We start from the raw sequence: 18,824 nt of genomic DNA, 5'->3' as shown, positions 1-18,824 counted from the left end.
TTATGGCAGGTAAAAACAACGGTGAGATTCGTTGCTCATTTTGTAACAAGACACAGAACCAGGTCAAGAAGCTGATTGCAGGACCTGCGGGCGTTTACATCTGTGATGAGTGTGTAGACATCTGTGCCGATATCATTGAAGAGGAATTTGAAGATGAGCCCGCGCAGCACGATGACAGGGACATCAATCTTCTTAAACCCGTTGAGATTAAGAACTTTCTCGATGACTATGTAATCGGTCAGGACGAGGCTAAAAAGGTTCTCTCAGTAGCGGTATATAACCACTATAAGCGTGTTATGGCACCCAAGGCACATAACGTCGATGATGAGGTAGAGCTTCAGAAGAGCAATATTATTATGGTTGGTCCCACCGGTTCAGGTAAGACCTACCTTGCGCAGACACTGGCTAAGATTATAAACGTTCCTTTTGCGATTGCCGATGCTACAACTCTTACAGAGGCCGGCTACGTAGGTGAGGACGTTGAGAACATTCTCCTAAAGCTCATTCAGGCAGCTGATTATGACGTTGAGAGAGCACAGTACGGTATTGTTTATATTGATGAGATCGATAAGATAACCAAGAAGAGTGAGAACGTTTCAATCACCCGTGACGTTTCAGGTGAGGGCGTTCAGCAGGCACTTCTTAAGATAATCGAGGGTACAACAGCAAGCGTTCCTCCGCAGGGTGGACGTAAGCATCCTCATCAGGAACTGATCCAGATTGATACTTCAAATATTCTTTTCATTTGCGGTGGTGCTTTTGATGGACTTGATAAGATTGTTGAGGCCAGACTTGATCGCAATTCTATCGGTTTCAATGCAGAGATTGCAGATAAGACCGAGAGAGAGATCGGAGAGGTATTAAAAGAGGTTACTCCTCAGGATCTGACTAAGTTCGGACTTATTCCTGAATTTGTAGGACGTGTACCGATCTGTGTAACTCTTGAAGGCCTTAACAAGGAGGCACTTGTAAGAATTCTTACAGAGCCCAGAAATGCTCTTGTTAAGCAGTATCAGAAACTCTTCGATTTTGATGATGTTAAGCTTTCCTTCGAGGATGACGCTATTGATAAGATCGCAGAGATGGCTCACGAGAGGAAGACCGGTGCCAGAGGCTTAAGATCCATTATGGAAAAGGCTATGATGGATGTTATGTACGAGATTCCTTCGGATGACAACATTTCAGAGTGCGTTGTTACCGAGGAAGCAGTCAGCGGTTCTTCAAGTCCTCTGATTGTTTACAAGGATGAGGCTAAGAGACTTAAACCGGCGAAGTGATTTTTGAGGCAGAGATGCAGAGCATTTCTGCCTTTTTTAAAGAGGTTTTTATGGTAATTAAAAATGTAAATCTTGAAACTGTAATCGGTGTTACGAGTAAGCTTCCCCAGAATGACAAACCGGAGTTTGCATTTGCGGGGAAAAGTAATGTAGGAAAATCGTCTTTGATCAACGGACTTATGAACCGCAAGCATTATGCCAGAGTGAGTCAGGAACCGGGAAAGACTCAGACAATAAACTATTACAACATTAACAATGAGTTCTATCTGGTGGATCTTCCGGGATATGGTTTTGCGAAGGTTCCGGAGTCTGTGAAAAAGCAATGGGGAAAGATGATAGAGAATTATCTGAATAAATCCCGAATGCTTAAACAGGTTTTTCTGCTGATAGACATAAGGCATGAGCCATCAGCGAACGATAAGCTGATGTATGAATGGATTGTCTCACAGGGAGTAAGCCCGATTATCATTGCTACTAAGTCTGATAAGATAAAGAACAGTCAGCTTGAGAAGCATCTGAATATGATTAAGACGACCCTTGGAATGCCTGAGGATGGAATGATTCTTCCTTTTTCGGCGCAGAGTAAGGCCGGAAGAGAAGAAATCTATGAGCTGATGGACAGACTCCTTGAGGAGTGCAGACCACAGGAGTCTCAGGAAGAATAAGAACAGATGAAGGAGGTCCCATATGGGATTTTTCGTAAGGCTTAAAAAGAATATTCTGGTAGATGCAATAGCGCTTATCGTGGTTGGACTGGTTCTTATATTCCTTCCCGGAACCTCACTCAATATCCTTACGAAGGTTATTGGAGCAGTAGTACTTGCCGCCGGAGTGATATCTGTGGTGACAGGACTTGCATCGAAAAATCAGAACGTACTAACAAAGAACGGTTCACTCGGATTTGGGCTTGTTATCGCGGTAGTGGGCGTTTGGATTTTGATTAATCCGGAATTTTTTGAGGCTATAATTCCCGTTATTGCCGGTGTGATCATGCTTTTTAGCGGAATCATGAATCTGGGTGAGACTCTCAGTCTTGGAAAAAACAGTTATAAAAACTGGTGGGTTGCGCTTATTCTTGCGGCGCTTACGATTGCGACAGGAGCGTTTCTTGTTTTCAATCCTATAACCATGGTTAAATATGTGGTGCAGATAATCGGTGCAGCACTTGCGTACAACGGTGCTTCAAACCTTTGGATCATCTCAAGAATTCACAAGGTAGATAAGGTGAACAGAAAAGAGATTGTCGATGTGGAGAGTGTAGAAGTGGAGCCGAAGGAAGAGGCGAAGCAGGAAATAATTGATGTGGAAAGCAAGGATTTAGATAATTAGAGCTAATCCGTGAGAAGGAGTTATGGATAACAGAGTGGAATGGGCAAGGGCCAATGATGAGCTGGTTCATGCAGTGGAACAGCTTGGGTTTCCCGGAGAACTTGGAGATCAGGTGGCAAGGCAGCTTGGAAGCCCCAAAGCTATGCAGCGTATGTTGGCGTATTTGTATAATGTGAAGCCGCAAAGCGCTGAGCTTATAGTGGACGAGATGCTGGCTATTTGCAGTGATGTGAGCAGATGGAAAGATAAGAAAGCCAGTGAGGAAGCCAATGCCAGATATAATGAAATTCTCTACTACGGACTTGGAGATGATGAGTAAAACCTGTAAGACAACAATTGTTTGTCTTGCAGTTTTTTTTGATGTTATTGTAATTGTTTTTTTATATTACAATAATATTCATTTTATTATTCATTGTTACAATTATTATTGGAGAATTGGGATATTCTAACCTTGTTGACGTTTTTATTTGACGATAGATGCATTCCGGAAAGGATAAAATGGCATGAAGTCAATACGAACAAAATTTACTCTGCTGACGGTGTGTACCATTGTCATTGCAGTTATTATAGTTGCCGCAATTGCTGTATATTCAATCAATAAACTTGGCAACAGCGATGCGGATGAAATGCTGTTTCACCTCTGTGAGGCCGGACAGAAGAATCTGAATGCGTATTTTGACAGTGCAGAGCATTCAGTGACCAAGATTGCAGGTATTGTTGAAGAGAATCTTGAGAGAACTTCGGATGATCAGCTGGGAGATCATGTAGAACGTATGCGTACCGCCTTCGAGAAGGTTATGTATCAGACAAATGGCGTTTTAACATATTACTACAGGATTGACCCTGCAGTATCGAAAAAGATCAAAGGGTTCTGGTATTCAAATCCTGACGGAGAGGGATTTAGAGAGCACGAGATGATTGACATGACTCTCTATGACACCAACGATACCAGTGAACTTCCGTGGTTCACTATTCCGAAGGTTACCGGAGAACCGGTGTGGATTTCTCCCTACATCACCGATATTGATGAGGTGCGAGTCATTTCCTACAATGTTCCTGTTTATTGGAAAAACGAGTTCATCGGCGTTATAGGGGCTGAGATTGACTACTCACTTATGTCTTCAGAGGTAAGACATATTACATTATATGACAATGGGTATGCCTTTATCGCAGATGAAGCAGGTAATCTGGTATACCATCCGCATATTGATGCTACCATACTGACAGATATGAGCAGACCGGATGTTCCGCCGGGGCTTTTGACAGCAGAAAGACATTATCGTTATACAGTCGATGGAGAAGAAAAGATGGGCGTATGGCTTCCGCTGGATAACGGGATGCGACTGCATGTAACGGTACCTGCGTCTGAAATTAACAGAACACTGAGAAAAATGGTAGTGCAGATAATGATTGCTTCCGTTTTTCTGCTGATTGTTCTAAGTTACATTAATCGCAGGTTTGCACTGCGGCTTACTAAACCGCTTAATGATCTTACAAAAGCCACTGAACAGATAAATAGCGGAAATTTCGACGTTGAACTTAATTACAGCGGAGATGATGAGGTTGGCATCCTTACAAAGACCTTTTCTAATCTGGCAAAGAACCTTCAGACTGAAATTCATGCACTTGCTGAATCTGAGCAGGCAAGCCGGGCAAAGTCTTCATTCTTGTCCAATATGAGTCATGAGATTAGGACTCCTATTACGACCGTTCTTGGAATGAATGAGATTATCAGTCGAGAAACCAATGACGAGACCATACTCGGGTATTGCGATAACATTCGCATAGCAGGGAACAATCTTCTGGGAATAATTAACGACATTCTTGACTTTTCCAAGATTGAAGCAGGCAAAATGGAACTCATTCCGGCATCCTATTCTCTGAAAGACCTTATCGGCGATTTATATTCTATGCTGCAAATAAGGGCCGGTGATAAGGGGCTGAGCCTGCGGCTGGATATAGATCCGCATCTTCCGAAAGAACTTGTCGGTGATGCGCTTCGTATCAAGCAGGTAATCACCAATCTGCTGACCAATGCCATCAAGTATACAGAGAAAGGCTCTGTGACATTTAAGGTAGCTCTTAAGGAAAAAGACGAAAAGAAAGCAACGATATATGTTGCGGTTATCGATACCGGTATTGGAATTAAAGAGGAGGAGATGTACAAGCTCTTTGAAAAGTTTGACAGGCTTGATACAAAAAGAACAAAGACGATAGAAGGAACCGGTCTGGGGCTCGCCATTACAAGAAAGCTTCTTGTGATGATGGGAACCGACATCGATGCTAAAAGCACCTATAATGTGGGATCAACGTTCTCATTTATTCTTGAACAGGAGATTTCGGATCCTGCTGAAATTGGACAGCTTGACGAGAAGACGGTATCCATCAAAGATCATATGCGGCTTCAAAGTTTTTCCTTTGTTGCTCCGGATAGCCATATCCTGATTGTGGATGATACACCTATGAATCTGGAAGTAATCAAGGGACTGCTTAAGCCGACGCAGATACAGATTACAACAGCGACCAGCGGAGCAGAATGTATTGAACTGTTTAGTGCCAACTTTTATGATCTGGTATTCCTGGATTACAGAATGCCGCAGATGAACGGAGTTGAGACGTTAAATGCACTGAAAGAGAAAGTTCCGGAGAAGGCAGCTGCCACACCGATCATTTCATTGACAGCGAATGCAATTCAGGGAGACCGGGAGCGTATGATAGCAGCCGGCTTTACAGATTACCTGACTAAGCCTGTGAATATCTCAGACATGGATGCTGTACTCCTAAAGTATCTGCCGGAAAATTTGATCTCGCAGGCGACCGGTGATGAGGCAGAGGCCGAGGATCCATACGAGGGCATCCCGGAGGAGGCATTTGCATGTTCTTGGCTTGATCCGAAGGAAGGCGTTGAATATTGCGGAAGCGGACCTATGTACATGGATGCACTTGAGTTTTTTGCTAATGCGACAGAGAGAAATGCAAACGTAATTGAGAAAAGCCTTGCCGATGGGGATATAGAACTGTATACGACCAAGGTTCATGCATTAAAGAGCTCTTCTCTATCCATTGGTATGAAAGATTTTTCTGCAAGGGCAAAAGCGCTTGAACTGGCAGGAAAAAGTAATGATATAGAAACAATTAAACGTGATACACCTGATTTTCTTAAGTCTTACCGTGAGTTCCGGGAGGACTTGTTGGCTATATTGGCAAAAGCGGCGAAGTAGTGATTTTTCGCAGAAAGGTGTGGAAAATGACAAAACACAAAATTATGAAACCGGTATACCTGTTGACAGCGATTTTTCTTATGGCATCCCTGTTGTCAGGATGTAAGGCAGCTTCGAACGGTATAGGAAAAGGAAATGATGCAAATGCCGAGCCGGACGTATCCAAGTTTGTAGTTGCTGTTGAAGAAGAACCGGATACGGTGGATTTTCAGTGTACATCCATTCACTATACGGTTGCACAGAATGTTTTCAATCGTCTGGTAGAAATGGAAAACAATGCCCACGGCAGCGCGGTTGTTCTGCCGTCTCTGGCAAAGGATTGGGAAGTGTCTGATGATGGTATGACTTACACATTTCACCTTCGCGAGGGTGTAACCTTCAGTAACGGATCACCGCTTACGGCTTCGGATGTGCTGTATTCATTTACCCGTCTTCTGACTCATCCTGATTCCTGCAATCAGGATATCATTGATAATATTGCAGGTGCTGCTAAATTAGAAGCCGGTGAGACTGACCAGCTGGAAGGTTTTAAGATTTTGGGAGATCTTGATTTTTCCATTACCTTAGAGGAACCTTTTGCGGCATTTTTGCCATGCCTATCCATGCCCGGTGCATCTATTATGGATGAAGCAACAACTATTGAGGCAGGAGATCGTTTTGGGACGGAGCCCGAATGGACAGTCGGGACAGGCTCCTTCGTTCTATGGAAATGGAATAAGGGAGAAGGTATGCTGCTTAAAGCAAATAAGAATTGCTGGAATGGAGCACCTAAATGCGAAGGACTGGATCTGAGATTCCTGTCAGAGGCAGAAGATATTGAGGCATTATTTGAAAAGGGTGAACTGGATATCCTGGATCTGGATGGCCTTGGCAGCGATGCTGATAAATATCTGAATGATAGTTCGTATAAGGATCGTTTGTTCCGCGCACACCCGGTAGGTATCACTTATATCGCGCTTAATGAGTCCATAGACCCTTTAAATAATGTGGCTGTACGTAAGGCACTGCAGATGGCACTGGACAGACAGGCTCTTCTTGACAGCAGCAGGAATGGGAGGGGAGAGATTGAACAGGGAATATTCCCTCATGGCCTTAGCGGTTACAATGAGGATCTTCCCGAGATTGCCTATGATCCTGATGCAGCGGCGGCGCTCCTTGCTGATGCAGGTTACGGGGACGGATTTGAAATGACAATCAGTGTCAAATCATCTGTAGCTGAGTGGGAAAAGTCAATGATGGAATCAGTAGCATCAATGTGGGAAAAGATTGGGGTTAAAGCTACTGTCGAGGTTATTGATGACTCCGAATGGATGACGCTTCGAAAGGGCGGACAGCTCTCCTGCTATGAAGCAACCTGGACAGCAGATTTTAATGATCCCGATAATTTCATTTATACATTTTTCGGAAACAAGGAGAACACAACCTTCAGGAGCCTTTGCTATCCACGTGAGGACATCATGAAACGGGTTACCGATGCCCGTGCCATTACGGATAAGGATGAGCGCATCAAGGAATACAGAGACTTGGAGAAGACGATTATTCAGGATGAAGCTGCGTGGATACCGCTGTTTTCACGAATCCGATACTATGTGAAGAGCGAAAAGCTGGATGGTATTAAGGCATCCTGGAACGGCTCGGTGAAGAATAATTATAGAAACATGTCGAAAAAGTAATTTTGGTATATGCACTAAAGTGTTTAGGCAGATGTGAAAAGGAGAAGGATAATGAGACTGCGTCTGAAGGTAAGGCAAAGTGGACTGTACTCGCTTATGTCTGTGGCACCGATCTGGAGACAGAGGGTGGCTATGCAACATACAATATTGAAGAGATAGCGCAGACTACTCCAAATGACTCTGTGAACGTGGTAATTCAGACCGGAGGCACCAAAGAATGGCATACCGAAGACCTTGGCATTGTCCTGGATCCCAAGAAGTCAAACCGTATCAGATACGATAAGGACGGCTTTGAACTGCTTCAGGAACTTCCGCTGCAGATGCCTTCAAGGAAAATGAAATGTCATTTTCGGCTTTGGGTATCAGGATAGATCGCGAAAAAGAAGTTATCACAGAGTGTGATCTGCCGCCCATTTTTACAGATATTCCATCGCAGGAGTATGAACTCCTTTCGCCGCTTTCCGCCAATGCCTTCATAGAAGAAGAGCGAAAAAAGATGATTTATCTTGAACCGGAACGATTTGGGGATGCATCCGATGATACCTGGAATGCTTACTTTTTCAGTGAAGAGCCCGACGGATATTTCAAAGATGCTCATATGGATTTGTCTGTAATAGTTCCGCTTTCGAAGCAGGCAAATCTGCGGCATTGGGAAAAGTCAAAGCCCGAAAAAGTTAAAGAATATATATTGACCATGACATCACTTCGATGAACCGGAAAGAATTATTAGCACTCTCTATTGACGAGTGCTAATAATCGTGTTATAACAGTTGTAGAACAGAATATAATACAAAATTTCAGTCAGGAAGAACTACTAACCGGTAAAAGAGGTGATAGTTATGAAGATAGACAGATTTACACAAAAATCAATTGAGGCTGTCCAGAACATGGAGAAGGTTGCGGTTGACTACGGCAATCAGGAAATCGAGCAGGAGCATCTTTTATACAGCCTGCTGACCATAGAGGACAGTATTATTCCGAAACTCATTGAGAAGATGGGTATCGATAATAAGGTGTTCCTGGCAAGAGTTGATGAAGCTCTGAAAAAGAGAACCAAGGTGCAGGGAGGAAGCCCGTATGTGGGTGCCGGCCTTAACAAGGTACTCCTTAAGAGTGAGGATGAGATGAAGGCGATGGGCGATGAATATGTGTCAGTTGAGCACATATTTCTTGCGATGCTTCACTATCCTAACAAAGAGATTATCAATATATTCCAGGCATTCGGAATCGACAGGAACAGATTCCTTAAGGCACTGTCCGAGGTGAGAGGTAATCAGAAGGTGACCTCCGATAATCCTGAGGCCACCTACGATACGCTTGAAAAATACGGAACAGAGCTTGTGGCCAAGGCAAAGGCGCAGAAGCTTGAGCCCGTTATCGGAAGAGACGCCGAGATAAGAAATGTCGTAAGAATTTTGTCCAGAAAGACCAAGAACAATCCTGTTCTCATCGGTGAGCCCGGTGTAGGTAAGACGGCAGTGGTTGAGGCATTGGCTCAGAGAATTGCAGAGGGCGACGTGCCTGAGAACCTGAAGGATAAGAAAATCTTTTCACTTGATATGGGTTCACTTGTTGCTGGTGCAAAGTACCGCGGTGAGTTCGAGGAGAGACTTAAGGCGGTTCTACAGGATGTCAAGGAATCCGACGGCGAGATAATTCTTTTCATAGATGAGCTTCATACAATAGTGGGTGCGGGAAAAACAGATGGCGCGCTTGATGCGGGCAATATGCTTAAGCCCATGCTTGCAAGAGGCGAACTTCACTGTATCGGTGCGACAACGCTTAATGAATACAGACAGTACATTGAGAAGGATGCTGCTCTTGAGAGACGTTTCCAGCCTGTAATGGTTTCGGAGCCTACAGTTGAAGATACCATAAGCATCCTCAGAGGCCTGAAGGATCGATATGAGGTTTATCACGGTGTTAAGATCATGGACTCGGCGCTCGTTAGTGCAGCGACACTCAGTAACAGATACATATCCGACAGATTCCTTCCCGATAAGGCAATCGATCTGGTGGATGAGGCCTGTGCACTTATAAAGACCGAGATGGACTCTATGCCTGCAGAGCTTGATGAGATGAACAGGAAGATCATGCAGATGCAGATTGAGGAGACAGCTCTGAAAAAAGAGGATGATTCCTTAAGTAAGGAGAGACTCGAAAATCTTCAAAAAGAACTGGCAGAATTAAAGGACAGTTTTGATACACAGAAGGCACAGTGGACCAATGAAAAAGAAGCTGTGGACAGGCTTGCGGTAATTCGTGAAGAGATTGAGAGCGCGAACAGCGAGCTGATGATTGCCCAGAGAAGGGGCGATTTTGAGAAGGCCAGTGAACTTCAGTACGGAAGAATTCCCGAACTGAAGAAACAGCTCGAAGAGGAAGAGCAGAAGGTTGGATCGAAGGACATGTCTCTTGTACATGAGAGAGTATCCGATGAAGAGATAGCCCGGATTATTTCAAGATGGACAGGCATTCCTGTTGCCAAGCTGACTGAGAGTGAGAGAAATAAAACTCTTCACCTTGAGGATGAACTTCATAAGAGAGTCATCGGACAGGATGAAGCTGTGACCAAGGTTTCCGAAGCTATCATGCGTTCAAAGGCTGGTATTAAGGATCCCGGCAAACCGATCGGCTCGTTTATGTTCCTCGGACCCACAGGTGTAGGCAAGACGGAACTGGCTAAGAGTCTTGCGGCTTCGCTTTTTGACGATGAGAACAATATCGTCAGAATTGATATGAGTGAGTACATGGAGAAGTTCAGCGTGTCCAGACTTATTGGAGCACCTCCCGGATATGTGGGATATGAGGAGGGCGGTCAGCTCACTGAGGCGGTTCGCAGGAAGCCCTATGCGGTTGTACTTTTTGATGAAGTGGAAAAAGCGCACCCCGATGTATTCAATGTACTTCTGCAGATACTTGATGATGGACGTGTTACCGATTCTCAGGGAAGGACTGTGGACTTTAAGAATACAATTCTCATCATGACTTCCAATATCGGTGCGCCCTACCTTCTTGACGGAATTCAGGAGGATGGCAGCATAAGCAAGGAAGCAGAGGACCTTACGATGAACGAGCTGCATGCGCGCTTCAGACCGGAGTTCCTTAACAGACTTGATGAGATGATTCTGTTTAAGCCGCTGACCAAGGACAATATCAGCGGAATCGTTAAACTGATCGTTGACGATCTTAACAGGAGACTTTCGGACAGAGAGATTAGCATTCGTCTTACACCTGCAGCTGAGCAGTTTGTTGCGGACAATGCCTATGATGCAAATTACGGTGCAAGACCCGTTAAGAGATTTGTGCAAAAGCATGTTGAAACTCTCTCCGCAAAGCTTATACTTGAAGATAAGGTTATGCCACACGATGTAATTGAAATCGATGTGGAAGGTGATGCGCTTGTCGCACGTGCAATAAAAGTTTGATAAATATTATTGCCTTCTCCGAGGGGGCGCTCGACGTCCGGGGGACGTCGGTTTAGCGCGGACCGAAGCGGAGCGAAGACAGGTGGCGCGAAGCGCCGGATGAGGGGGCCGCATGATACCGAAAGATCCAATAATGCTACTTAGTTACATAAATACCCAGCTCAGGGACAATTACAGCAGTCTGGAAGCGCTTGCGGAAGGACTTGATATAGGAAAAGATGAGCTGGATGGGATTGTAGCAAAACTTAATGGGATTGGATATGTTTATAATCCGGATTCCAATAAGTTTGCCTGAAATTTTATAAATAAAAAACCGCATGAATTCGAGGTTTATTACGTATTGAGCAAGAGGATGTCAAATATTGGCATCCTCTTTTCATATATTGCGATTTTGTTGACAAAATATGATAAAGGCAAGCGCATTTTTTGGTAAGCATTTGGGCAATATTTCCTTTTATAATTAATCAACTTGCTGTGTGATATGGGGGGATTGCACAACGTCGACAATTTTTTAAAGGAGGATGTGTAAGGTATGCACAAAAGGTATTGGGGTATGTCATCTGTTTTGATGGCAGCAGTCCTCGCTGTATCATCTGTCAATGTAGGCACGCTACCGGTTAATGCGGCTACGGAAGAAGCAGTTGTACAGACTGAAGAGACCGCTGAATCTGAGCAGGAGACAGCAGAGAAAGCTGAGTCTGAGACAAAAGAGGAAGTAAAAGAGGAAGCGGAAGAAACCAAAAAAGAGGAGACCAAAGCTGAAGCTCCGGAAGAGAAAAAGGAAGAGGCAGCTGAGGAAAAAGTGGAAGAGCCCAAGGTTGAAGAAACCAAGGCTGAAGAAACCAAGGCTGAAGAAAACAAGGCTAATGAGAGCGAAACTGTTGGAACAGCAGAGGAGACTAAGGAAGCAGCCGAAGAGGCCGCACCTGCAGCTGCCGAGGAGGAAGCTGAAACTGAAGGGCTTGAATTCAGAGGCAGATGGAATCCGAATGATGTTGTAAAAGGAAAACTTACATTCTCAGAGATATATCAGGAGTATGTTTATGATCTCGGAGAAGAGATTCCTACAGATGAGATTGAGAAGATTTCTGTAAAGGTAAAAGATCAGGGTGGAAACCTTTGCATTAAGTTTTATGCTTCACTTAGTCAGCAAGAAGAAGATTTCCATGAATACAACTGCAACGGAAAGGATGAGTATTCCTTTACTCCAAACTATGACGGAGCAGTAAGATACGTTGCTGTTATGAGTAACGATAATGCCGACGTGTATCCTTTGAGCGTCACAGTTACAGACATATCTGTTGAGCGTAAGAATGCTGCAGGATCAGAGGAAAATACTGAAGCTCCGGTATTTATGGGCAGATGGGATCAGAGCATCTCAGCACAGGGAACACTTACATTCAACGCTCAGTATGAGGAGTTCGTTTATGATCTGGGAGAGGATATCCCTACAGATCAGGTAGATAAGATCTCGGTTAAAGTTAAGGATCAGGGTGACAACCTTTGCATCAAGCTATACTCCGAACTGTCAGAAGCCGGCGAGAAATTCCAGGACTATAACGCAAACGGCAGTAGCGAGTATTCATATACCCCTGACTTTGATGGTACTGTAAGATATGTTGGTATCATGTCCATGGCTGAGGGTAACTATCCTTACAGCGTGACCGTCACAAGCATCAAGGTAAATAAAAAGGATGGATCATCTTCCGAGAAGAATGAATACGAAGAGACAATCGTTTTCGAAGGTGATGATCTTAAGTTCAGCAATAAGAATACAGGCGAGGATGTTGAGGGACAAACTCTTTCATACGCTGAACAGTGGAATGAATATTGGATGTCCATTGGCAAGACCTATGCAATAGATGATATCAAGGAAATAAAGTTCTATTTCACTGAAGCAACAAATATTCTTTGCTTTAAGTTATATGATGAGCAGGATACTGAGGTAACTCAGATTTACGGACAGAGTGGACAGAGCACATATACTTATCGTCCTTCTTCAACAGGAGATGCATGCAGAATTGCTATCATGGCTATGAATAACCAGGATGAGGCATTCCCGTTTGATGTTACAGTGAAAAAGATAGAACTTACAGTTGATAACACACCTGAAGCACTTCGTCCCAAGAAGGAAGTTGAGCAGGATATCGTGGATCTTCGCGATCCCGTAACAGCTCTTATGGGTGATGATTTCATCATCGGTACAGCAGCAAGTTATGATGAGTTCCGTGATCCTCTTGATATGGAGCTTGCAACAAAGCATTTCAATGGCGTAACACTTGGTAATGAGCTTAAGCCTGAGTCAATGCTTAAGGCAAATGCAGAGATCACAACAAAAGTTCTTGATGGCGAGGAGATCGCATTCCCGGTACTTGATTTCTCATTACCTGAGAGCCGTCTCGACTTCTTTGTTGACTGGAATGAACAGCATCCCGAGAAGCCAATCAAGATCAGAGGCCACGTTCTTGTATGGCACTCACAGACACCGGATTTCTTCTTCCGTGAGGATTATGATACTTCAAAGCCTTATGTAACACCTGAGGTTATGAACAAGCGTCTCGAGGTATACATCAGAGAAGTTGCTGAGCACTTCACAGGTGAGGGCAGCAAATATGCAGGAATGTTCTATGGCTGGGATGTTGTTAATGAGGCAGTCAGTGACGGAACAGGTACATATAGAAATGCAAGCGAGAACTCAACATGGTGGAGAGTATATGAGTCACCCGAGTTCATCAACAATGCATTCGTATATGCAAACAAATATATGCCTGCAGATGTTGACCTCTTCTACAACGACTACAACGAGACAGTTACTAACAAGATGGAAGGTATCTGCAAGCTTATCGAAAATGTTAAGGCTACACCCGGCGCAAGAATCGACGGTATGGGAATGCAGGCTCATTACCAGGTTGCAGCTAACTCTCCTACAATGGAGCAGTTCAAGATTGCTGCAAGAAGATATGCAGAACTCGTTGATCAGGTTCAGGTTACCGAGCTTGACTTCAAGGGAGCTGCAAGTGCAACGGACGAGAAGCTCGCTGAGAGATACAAAGCAGTTTATGACACAATCAGAAGACTTAGAAATGAAGGCGTGAACTTCACAGGTATGACTATCTGGGGAATCACAGATAAGCATTCATGGCTCCAGACAGCAAACAACAACGGTGGCGGATCAAACGGAAGCTCAAGACAGTATCCTCTTCTGTTCGATGATAACTACCATGCAAAGAATGCGTTCTATGCTCTTGCCGAAGCAGGTGAGCTTGAGCCCGAGATCAGAAGCATTACTCTTGTGCAGAAAGTAAATGATGACTTCTCAGTAGGAGAATCTTACAAGGTTACAGGCGACGATTTCGATGCTACATTTATTCCTGTTTGGGATGAGAACGGGATTACTGTAAAGGTAACCGTAAACGACTCAACAGTGAATGAAACAGATGGCTTCATGGTTCTGGCAGATGACGGAACAGGAGAACTTAAATATAAGAAAGTTACAAGAGACGATTCTTCAGATGCAATAACATATACAGTAACAGATACAGGATACGAGGCAGTAGTAAATCTTGCTGTAGATCAGGAAGCGCTTGAAACAAATAAAGTAAAGATGGATTTTGCTGCATCAGATAACTGTAAGCCTGTTGTATTTGGCGATACAACTTTGGTTAACTCACTTCCTGAGAAACCTGAAGATATGAATAAGCTCGATACCAAGTATTTCGCAGTAACAGTAGTTAAGCCTCTTCTTGCAGTTGCAAGCGGCAGCGTAGTAGTTGACGGTAAGGTTGATGATGCATGGAATGATGTTAAAGCAGTTCCGCTTACAATTAACCTTGGTTCAGAGGTAGAGGCATCAGCTAAGCTCCTTTGGGATTCTAAGTACCTCTATGTTCTTGCAGATGTTAAGGACGCAGTTTTAAACAAGGATTCATCTGATGAGTACCAGCAGGATTCACTTGAAGTATTCATCGATGAGAACAATGCAAAGACAAGTTCATATCAGGATGATGACAAGCAGTACAGAATTAACTATCTGAACGAGCACAGCTTCAACGGCACAAAGTGTATTGAGGATAATGTAAAGTCTGCGGCAGTTCTTACAGAGGGTGGCTATCAGATCGAAGCAGCATTCAAGTGGACAGACATCACACCTAAGACAGGTGCTCAGGTTGGTCTTGAACTTCAGATCAACGATGCTAACGCATCAGGAAAGCGAAGCGGAACACTCAGCTGGGCAGATAACACAGGTAACGGCTGGTCTTCAACAGAGGTATTCGGAACTATCGTTCTTACAGGTGAGGCAGTTGATCCTGTAGAAGAGCCTGCTACAGAAGAGCCCGCTACACAGGAGCCTGCTGTAGAGGAGCCTGCAGAGACACCCGCAGAAACACCTTCAGAGGAACCTGAAGCAAAAACTGAGGAGAAAACGGAAGAGAAGACAAAGCCCGCAGAGGAGAAAGCAACTTCTGTAGAGACAAAGGAAGAAGCAAAGACTGCTACAGCTACTACTCCTGCAGAAAGTGTTAAGGAGAAGGAAGAGAATACTCTTACAGTTAAGGGTAAGACAGTAGCCATCAAGGCTTCTAAGGTTAGCAAAAAGACTCAGAAGATAAAGATTTCCAAACTGGTTAAAGTCAGCAAGGCAAAGGGTGATGTAACCTATACTAAGGTAAGCGGCAACAAGAAGATCAAGATCGACAGTGAGACAGGTAAGGTAACTGTTAAGAAGGGTCTTAAGAAGGGCACTTATAAGGTTAAGGTTGAAGTTAAGGCAGCCGGCGACGATACACACAAGGAAGCAACAACAGAAGTGACCTTCAAGATTAAGGTTAAATAATCAATAATTTGATATTGCTACTAATTAGTAATTTAAAGCTAATTTAAGTATCCCTTTCTGCCCCGGATGAGAGCACTCTCATCCGGGGCCTTTGTTTATCTTATTTTATTGCGATACAAAACCACATGAAGTATAATATATAGTGTATAAGTACAAGTTATAGTAGGTTGGGGAGCTATTTTTCGTGGTACCTTCAATTGATATTCATTGCCATATATTGCCCGGTGTGGATGATGGATCTCCTGATATGGAGACCAGTCTTGCAATGCTGAAAACCGCTTATTCAGAGGGCACTAAGGGCATGATACTGACTCCGCATCATAAGCCGATGCATCACAATGTAAGCCCGGAACATCTTCCGATATATACGGGTGAGCTTATGGAGAGAGCACATCAGGCAGGTATTAACGTTCAGCTTTTTCCCGGAAATGAGATATACTACAGTGATCAGACTCTTAGGGAGCTCGAGAGTGGAAGAACATCAACTCTTGCCCAGTCGGATTATGTACTTATAGAGTTTCATCCAACGGATATGTATAAGACTATACATAATGCCCTGTATGCAGTTCAGTCAGCAGGATACATACCGATTCTTGCGCATGTTGAACGCTATGCAGATATGGCTAAGCATGTGAAGTATGTGGATGAACTGTTAGATATGGGAATATATATACAGGTTAATGCTAATAGCGTAATGGGAAAATATGGCCTTGGAATAAGGCATTTTACCAGAGAGTTATTAAAACAACAGATGGTTCATTTTGTTGCAACCGATGCACATGACAATGGTTCGCGGGCGCCGCACCTCCTGGATTGTCGGGATTATGTGGAGGGGAAGCTCGGCGAAGATTATGCGCTTAAGATTTTTCATGATAATGCCATGAAAGTGCTAAGAAATGAAGTTATCTGACAAACAAATTTGATCCTTTAACCGATTTTTAGGGAAGGATTATTTACTTGATTCTGTGACCGGACGAATGAGGGGCGTATGGGAAAAGATGATGTAATTGAAATTAATCTGGGGGAATTGTTCGCAGTCTTACTTGGAAGAGCATGGCTCATCCTGAGTGCGGGAGTGTTCTTTGCGCTCCTTTGTCTATTTGTCAGTAAATTCGTACTGACTCCATTGTATTCCTCAACTACAAAAATATACATATTGAACAAGGAAGAAGGCGCGACCGTAACCTATTCGGACGTGCAGATATCCACGCAGCTGACGCAGGATTATGCACAGCTGATAAAAAGTCGCTACGTGCTTGAAGAGGTTATTCAGACACTACGGCTTGACATGGATTATGACGAGCTGAGTAATCTCGTATCCATCAGCACACCTGATGATACTCGTATTGTAGCAATCACTGTCAGGGACTCCGATCCCATGATGGCGATGAAGGAAGCCAACTGTGTGCGCGAGGTTGCATCAAAGCATATTCAGAACGTTATGGATATCGATGCCATTAACATAGCAGAGCTTGCAAACATGCCGACTGAAAAGTACAGCCCCAGTGCAAAGAGGTGGACTATGATCGGCGGCGTTGCAGCTGTTGTTGTGGTATCCGCAGTTATCATTCTCAATTACCTTATGGATGACACTATAAAATCAAGTGATGACGTAGAGGCATACCTGGGACTCAGCACCCTTGCCATGATACCTGCGATATCCGATGAGCAGAACAATAAGAAAAAGAGAAAATCAAAATCAAGTAAGACGTAAATGAGGGGTAACATGCAGCAAACCACATTACATTTCAGCGAATCCGAAAATAATTACCAGATAAAGGAAGCCTACAAAACTCTTCGAAGTAACGTTGAGTTCAGCGGGCAGGATGTGCGCGCAGTCTCGGTGACCAGCTGCACACCCGGCGAGGGCAAATCCAGTGTATCCATGGCACTTGCGAGAGCCTTTGCGGAGGCAGGAAAGAAGACGGTTCTTGTGGATGCGGACATGAGAAAATCCGTAATGGTAGGCCGCTATAAGACAGGCTCCGTAAGACTTGGTCTTACGCATTGTCTTGTGGGCCGCGAGAAGCTCTCCAATGTTATATGCGAGACCGATACTCCGAACCTTTATGTTATTTTTTCTGGACCTATTCCGCCCAATCCCAGTGAGCTTCTTGGAGGTCAGATTTTCAGCAAGATTCTTGATAACATGAAGAATGTTTTCGACTATATAATAATCGACACTCCTCCTCTTGGAAGTGTTATTGATGCAGCCGTTATCGCGAAGCAGTGTGACGGCACAATAATGGTCATTGAGGATAATGCCATAAGCTACCGCTTTGCTCAGAAGGTAAAAAGTCAGCTTGATAAAGCAGGTGCAAAGGTTATAGGTGCAGTGCTCAATAAGGTTGATATGACCGGCGGCGTATACGGTCATTATGGCAGATATTACGGCAGATATTATGGCAAGTATTACGGGAAATATTACGGAAAAAATGATTCATACAGTGATGGCAGTATGACCGGAGGAAAACCGGGAAGAATTATGCAGCCGCAGGTAAAGTCTGAGAGACCGGCACCTTCAAGTACAGCGGCTAAGGGCAATCTTGATGAACTTGACTACATTGAAGGCGTAGTCAGAAAGGATTGAGGAACTATAAGTGAAAAGTAATATACTTGCATTCTTTTTCACAATAGGAAGTATAGTGATGGCTGTTTTCATAGTCTGGTTTTACAACATGACTGACAGAATTCAGCCTGAAATGAGGTTCTCTTCATACGAGCTCACTTACGATGAAAATACGAAGGAAGCAGATCTTCTGAACGGAGTGGCAGCTTATGATGCCGTTGACGGAGATATTACAGACCGCATAGTTGTAGAGAAAACCATACTTAATGAGGAGCAGGAGACTGCTGTTGTTTACTATGCTGTGAGCGACAAGTCCGGTAATGTGACCAAGCAGTCCAGAGTTTTTCCTGCAAATATTGATAGTATCAAAAGTAACGGCAATGTGCTGTTTTCAAGCGACCAGAGCTACAACGCTTATCCGGAGGGTGTAGTAACAGACGGATTTAACACAGAGGGATTTGGAACGGGAGAATCAGAAACCGTAGGTAATTAG

At 43.9% G+C, this 18,824-nt stretch carries 15 protein-coding genes; all 15 read left to right on the top strand.

Features of this window, described 5'->3' with window-relative positions:
• Positions 1–2 precede the first annotated feature (2 nt).
• The 15 genes from clpX (at position 3) to BLR42_RS02155 (ending at position 18,824) form a co-directional block, all read left to right on the top strand.
• Positions 3–1,277, top strand: coding sequence for an ATP-dependent Clp protease ATP-binding subunit ClpX (gene clpX / locus BLR42_RS02225; protein WP_091866280.1), 1,275 nt, complete (start codon positions 3–5; stop codon positions 1,275–1,277).
• Between the two features lie 50 nt (positions 1,278–1,327).
• Positions 1,328–1,942: a ribosome biogenesis GTP-binding protein YihA/YsxC gene (gene yihA / locus BLR42_RS02220; RefSeq protein ID WP_022760864.1), complete on the top strand. Its 615-nt coding sequence runs from the start codon at positions 1,328–1,330 to the stop codon at positions 1,940–1,942.
• A 22-nt stretch (positions 1,943–1,964) separates the two neighbouring features.
• Entirely contained in the window at positions 1,965–2,606 is a 642-nt protein-coding gene (locus BLR42_RS02215; protein ID WP_091866278.1) for an HdeD family acid-resistance protein, read from the top strand.
• A gap of 22 nt (positions 2,607–2,628) precedes the next feature.
• On the top strand, positions 2,629–2,925 hold the full coding sequence (locus tag BLR42_RS02210) for a hypothetical protein (protein WP_091866276.1): 297 nt from the start codon (positions 2,629–2,631) through the stop codon (positions 2,923–2,925).
• Positions 2,926–3,109: 184 nt separating this feature from the next.
• Complete coding sequence (locus BLR42_RS02205; RefSeq protein ID WP_091866274.1) at positions 3,110–5,827, top strand: hybrid sensor histidine kinase/response regulator; 2,718 nt, start codon at positions 3,110–3,112, stop codon at positions 5,825–5,827.
• A 26-nt stretch (positions 5,828–5,853) separates the two neighbouring features.
• A complete protein-coding gene (locus BLR42_RS02200; protein ID WP_139165090.1) occupies positions 5,854–7,500 on the top strand; it encodes an ABC transporter substrate-binding protein in 1,647 nt (548 codons plus the stop codon).
• Between the two features lie 2 nt (positions 7,501–7,502).
• The gene (locus tag BLR42_RS02195) at positions 7,503–7,871 is read left to right on the top strand and encodes a hypothetical protein (RefSeq protein WP_091866271.1); all 369 of its coding nucleotides are present in this window, start codon (positions 7,503–7,505) and stop codon (positions 7,869–7,871) included.
• Positions 7,841–8,212: a hypothetical protein gene (locus BLR42_RS02190; RefSeq protein ID WP_091866269.1), complete on the top strand. Its 372-nt coding sequence runs from the start codon at positions 7,841–7,843 to the stop codon at positions 8,210–8,212. Before BLR42_RS02195 ends, BLR42_RS02190 begins: the two co-directional genes overlap by 31 nt.
• Positions 8,213–8,339: 127 nt before the next feature.
• The gene (gene clpB / locus BLR42_RS02185) at positions 8,340–10,928 is read left to right on the top strand and encodes an ATP-dependent chaperone ClpB (protein ID WP_022760868.1); all 2,589 of its coding nucleotides are present in this window, start codon (positions 8,340–8,342) and stop codon (positions 10,926–10,928) included.
• Between the two features lie 112 nt (positions 10,929–11,040).
• On the top strand, positions 11,041–11,223 hold the full coding sequence (locus BLR42_RS02180) for a DUF4250 domain-containing protein (protein WP_091866267.1): 183 nt from the start codon (positions 11,041–11,043) through the stop codon (positions 11,221–11,223).
• 237 nt (positions 11,224–11,460) lie between these two features.
• Positions 11,461–15,762: an endo-1,4-beta-xylanase gene (locus tag BLR42_RS02175; RefSeq protein ID WP_091866265.1), complete on the top strand. Its 4,302-nt coding sequence runs from the start codon at positions 11,461–11,463 to the stop codon at positions 15,760–15,762.
• A gap of 184 nt (positions 15,763–15,946) precedes the next feature.
• Positions 15,947–16,672, top strand: coding sequence for a CpsB/CapC family capsule biosynthesis tyrosine phosphatase (locus tag BLR42_RS02170; RefSeq protein WP_091866263.1), 726 nt, complete (start codon positions 15,947–15,949; stop codon positions 16,670–16,672).
• 78 nt (positions 16,673–16,750) lie between these two features.
• The gene (locus BLR42_RS02165; protein WP_091866261.1) at positions 16,751–17,476 is read left to right on the top strand and encodes a YveK family protein; all 726 of its coding nucleotides are present in this window, start codon (positions 16,751–16,753) and stop codon (positions 17,474–17,476) included.
• A 12-nt stretch (positions 17,477–17,488) separates the two neighbouring features.
• Positions 17,489–18,352: a polysaccharide biosynthesis tyrosine autokinase gene (locus BLR42_RS02160; protein ID WP_091866259.1), complete on the top strand. Its 864-nt coding sequence runs from the start codon at positions 17,489–17,491 to the stop codon at positions 18,350–18,352.
• Between the two features lie 10 nt (positions 18,353–18,362).
• Positions 18,363–18,824: a DUF5011 domain-containing protein gene (locus BLR42_RS02155; RefSeq protein ID WP_139165089.1), complete on the top strand. Its 462-nt coding sequence runs from the start codon at positions 18,363–18,365 to the stop codon at positions 18,822–18,824.

Source organism: Butyrivibrio sp. INlla16 (assembly GCF_900104155.1).
GTDB lineage: Bacteria > Bacillota > Clostridia > Lachnospirales > Lachnospiraceae > Butyrivibrio.
This window is presented reverse-complemented; position numbering and strand designations above follow the sequence as displayed.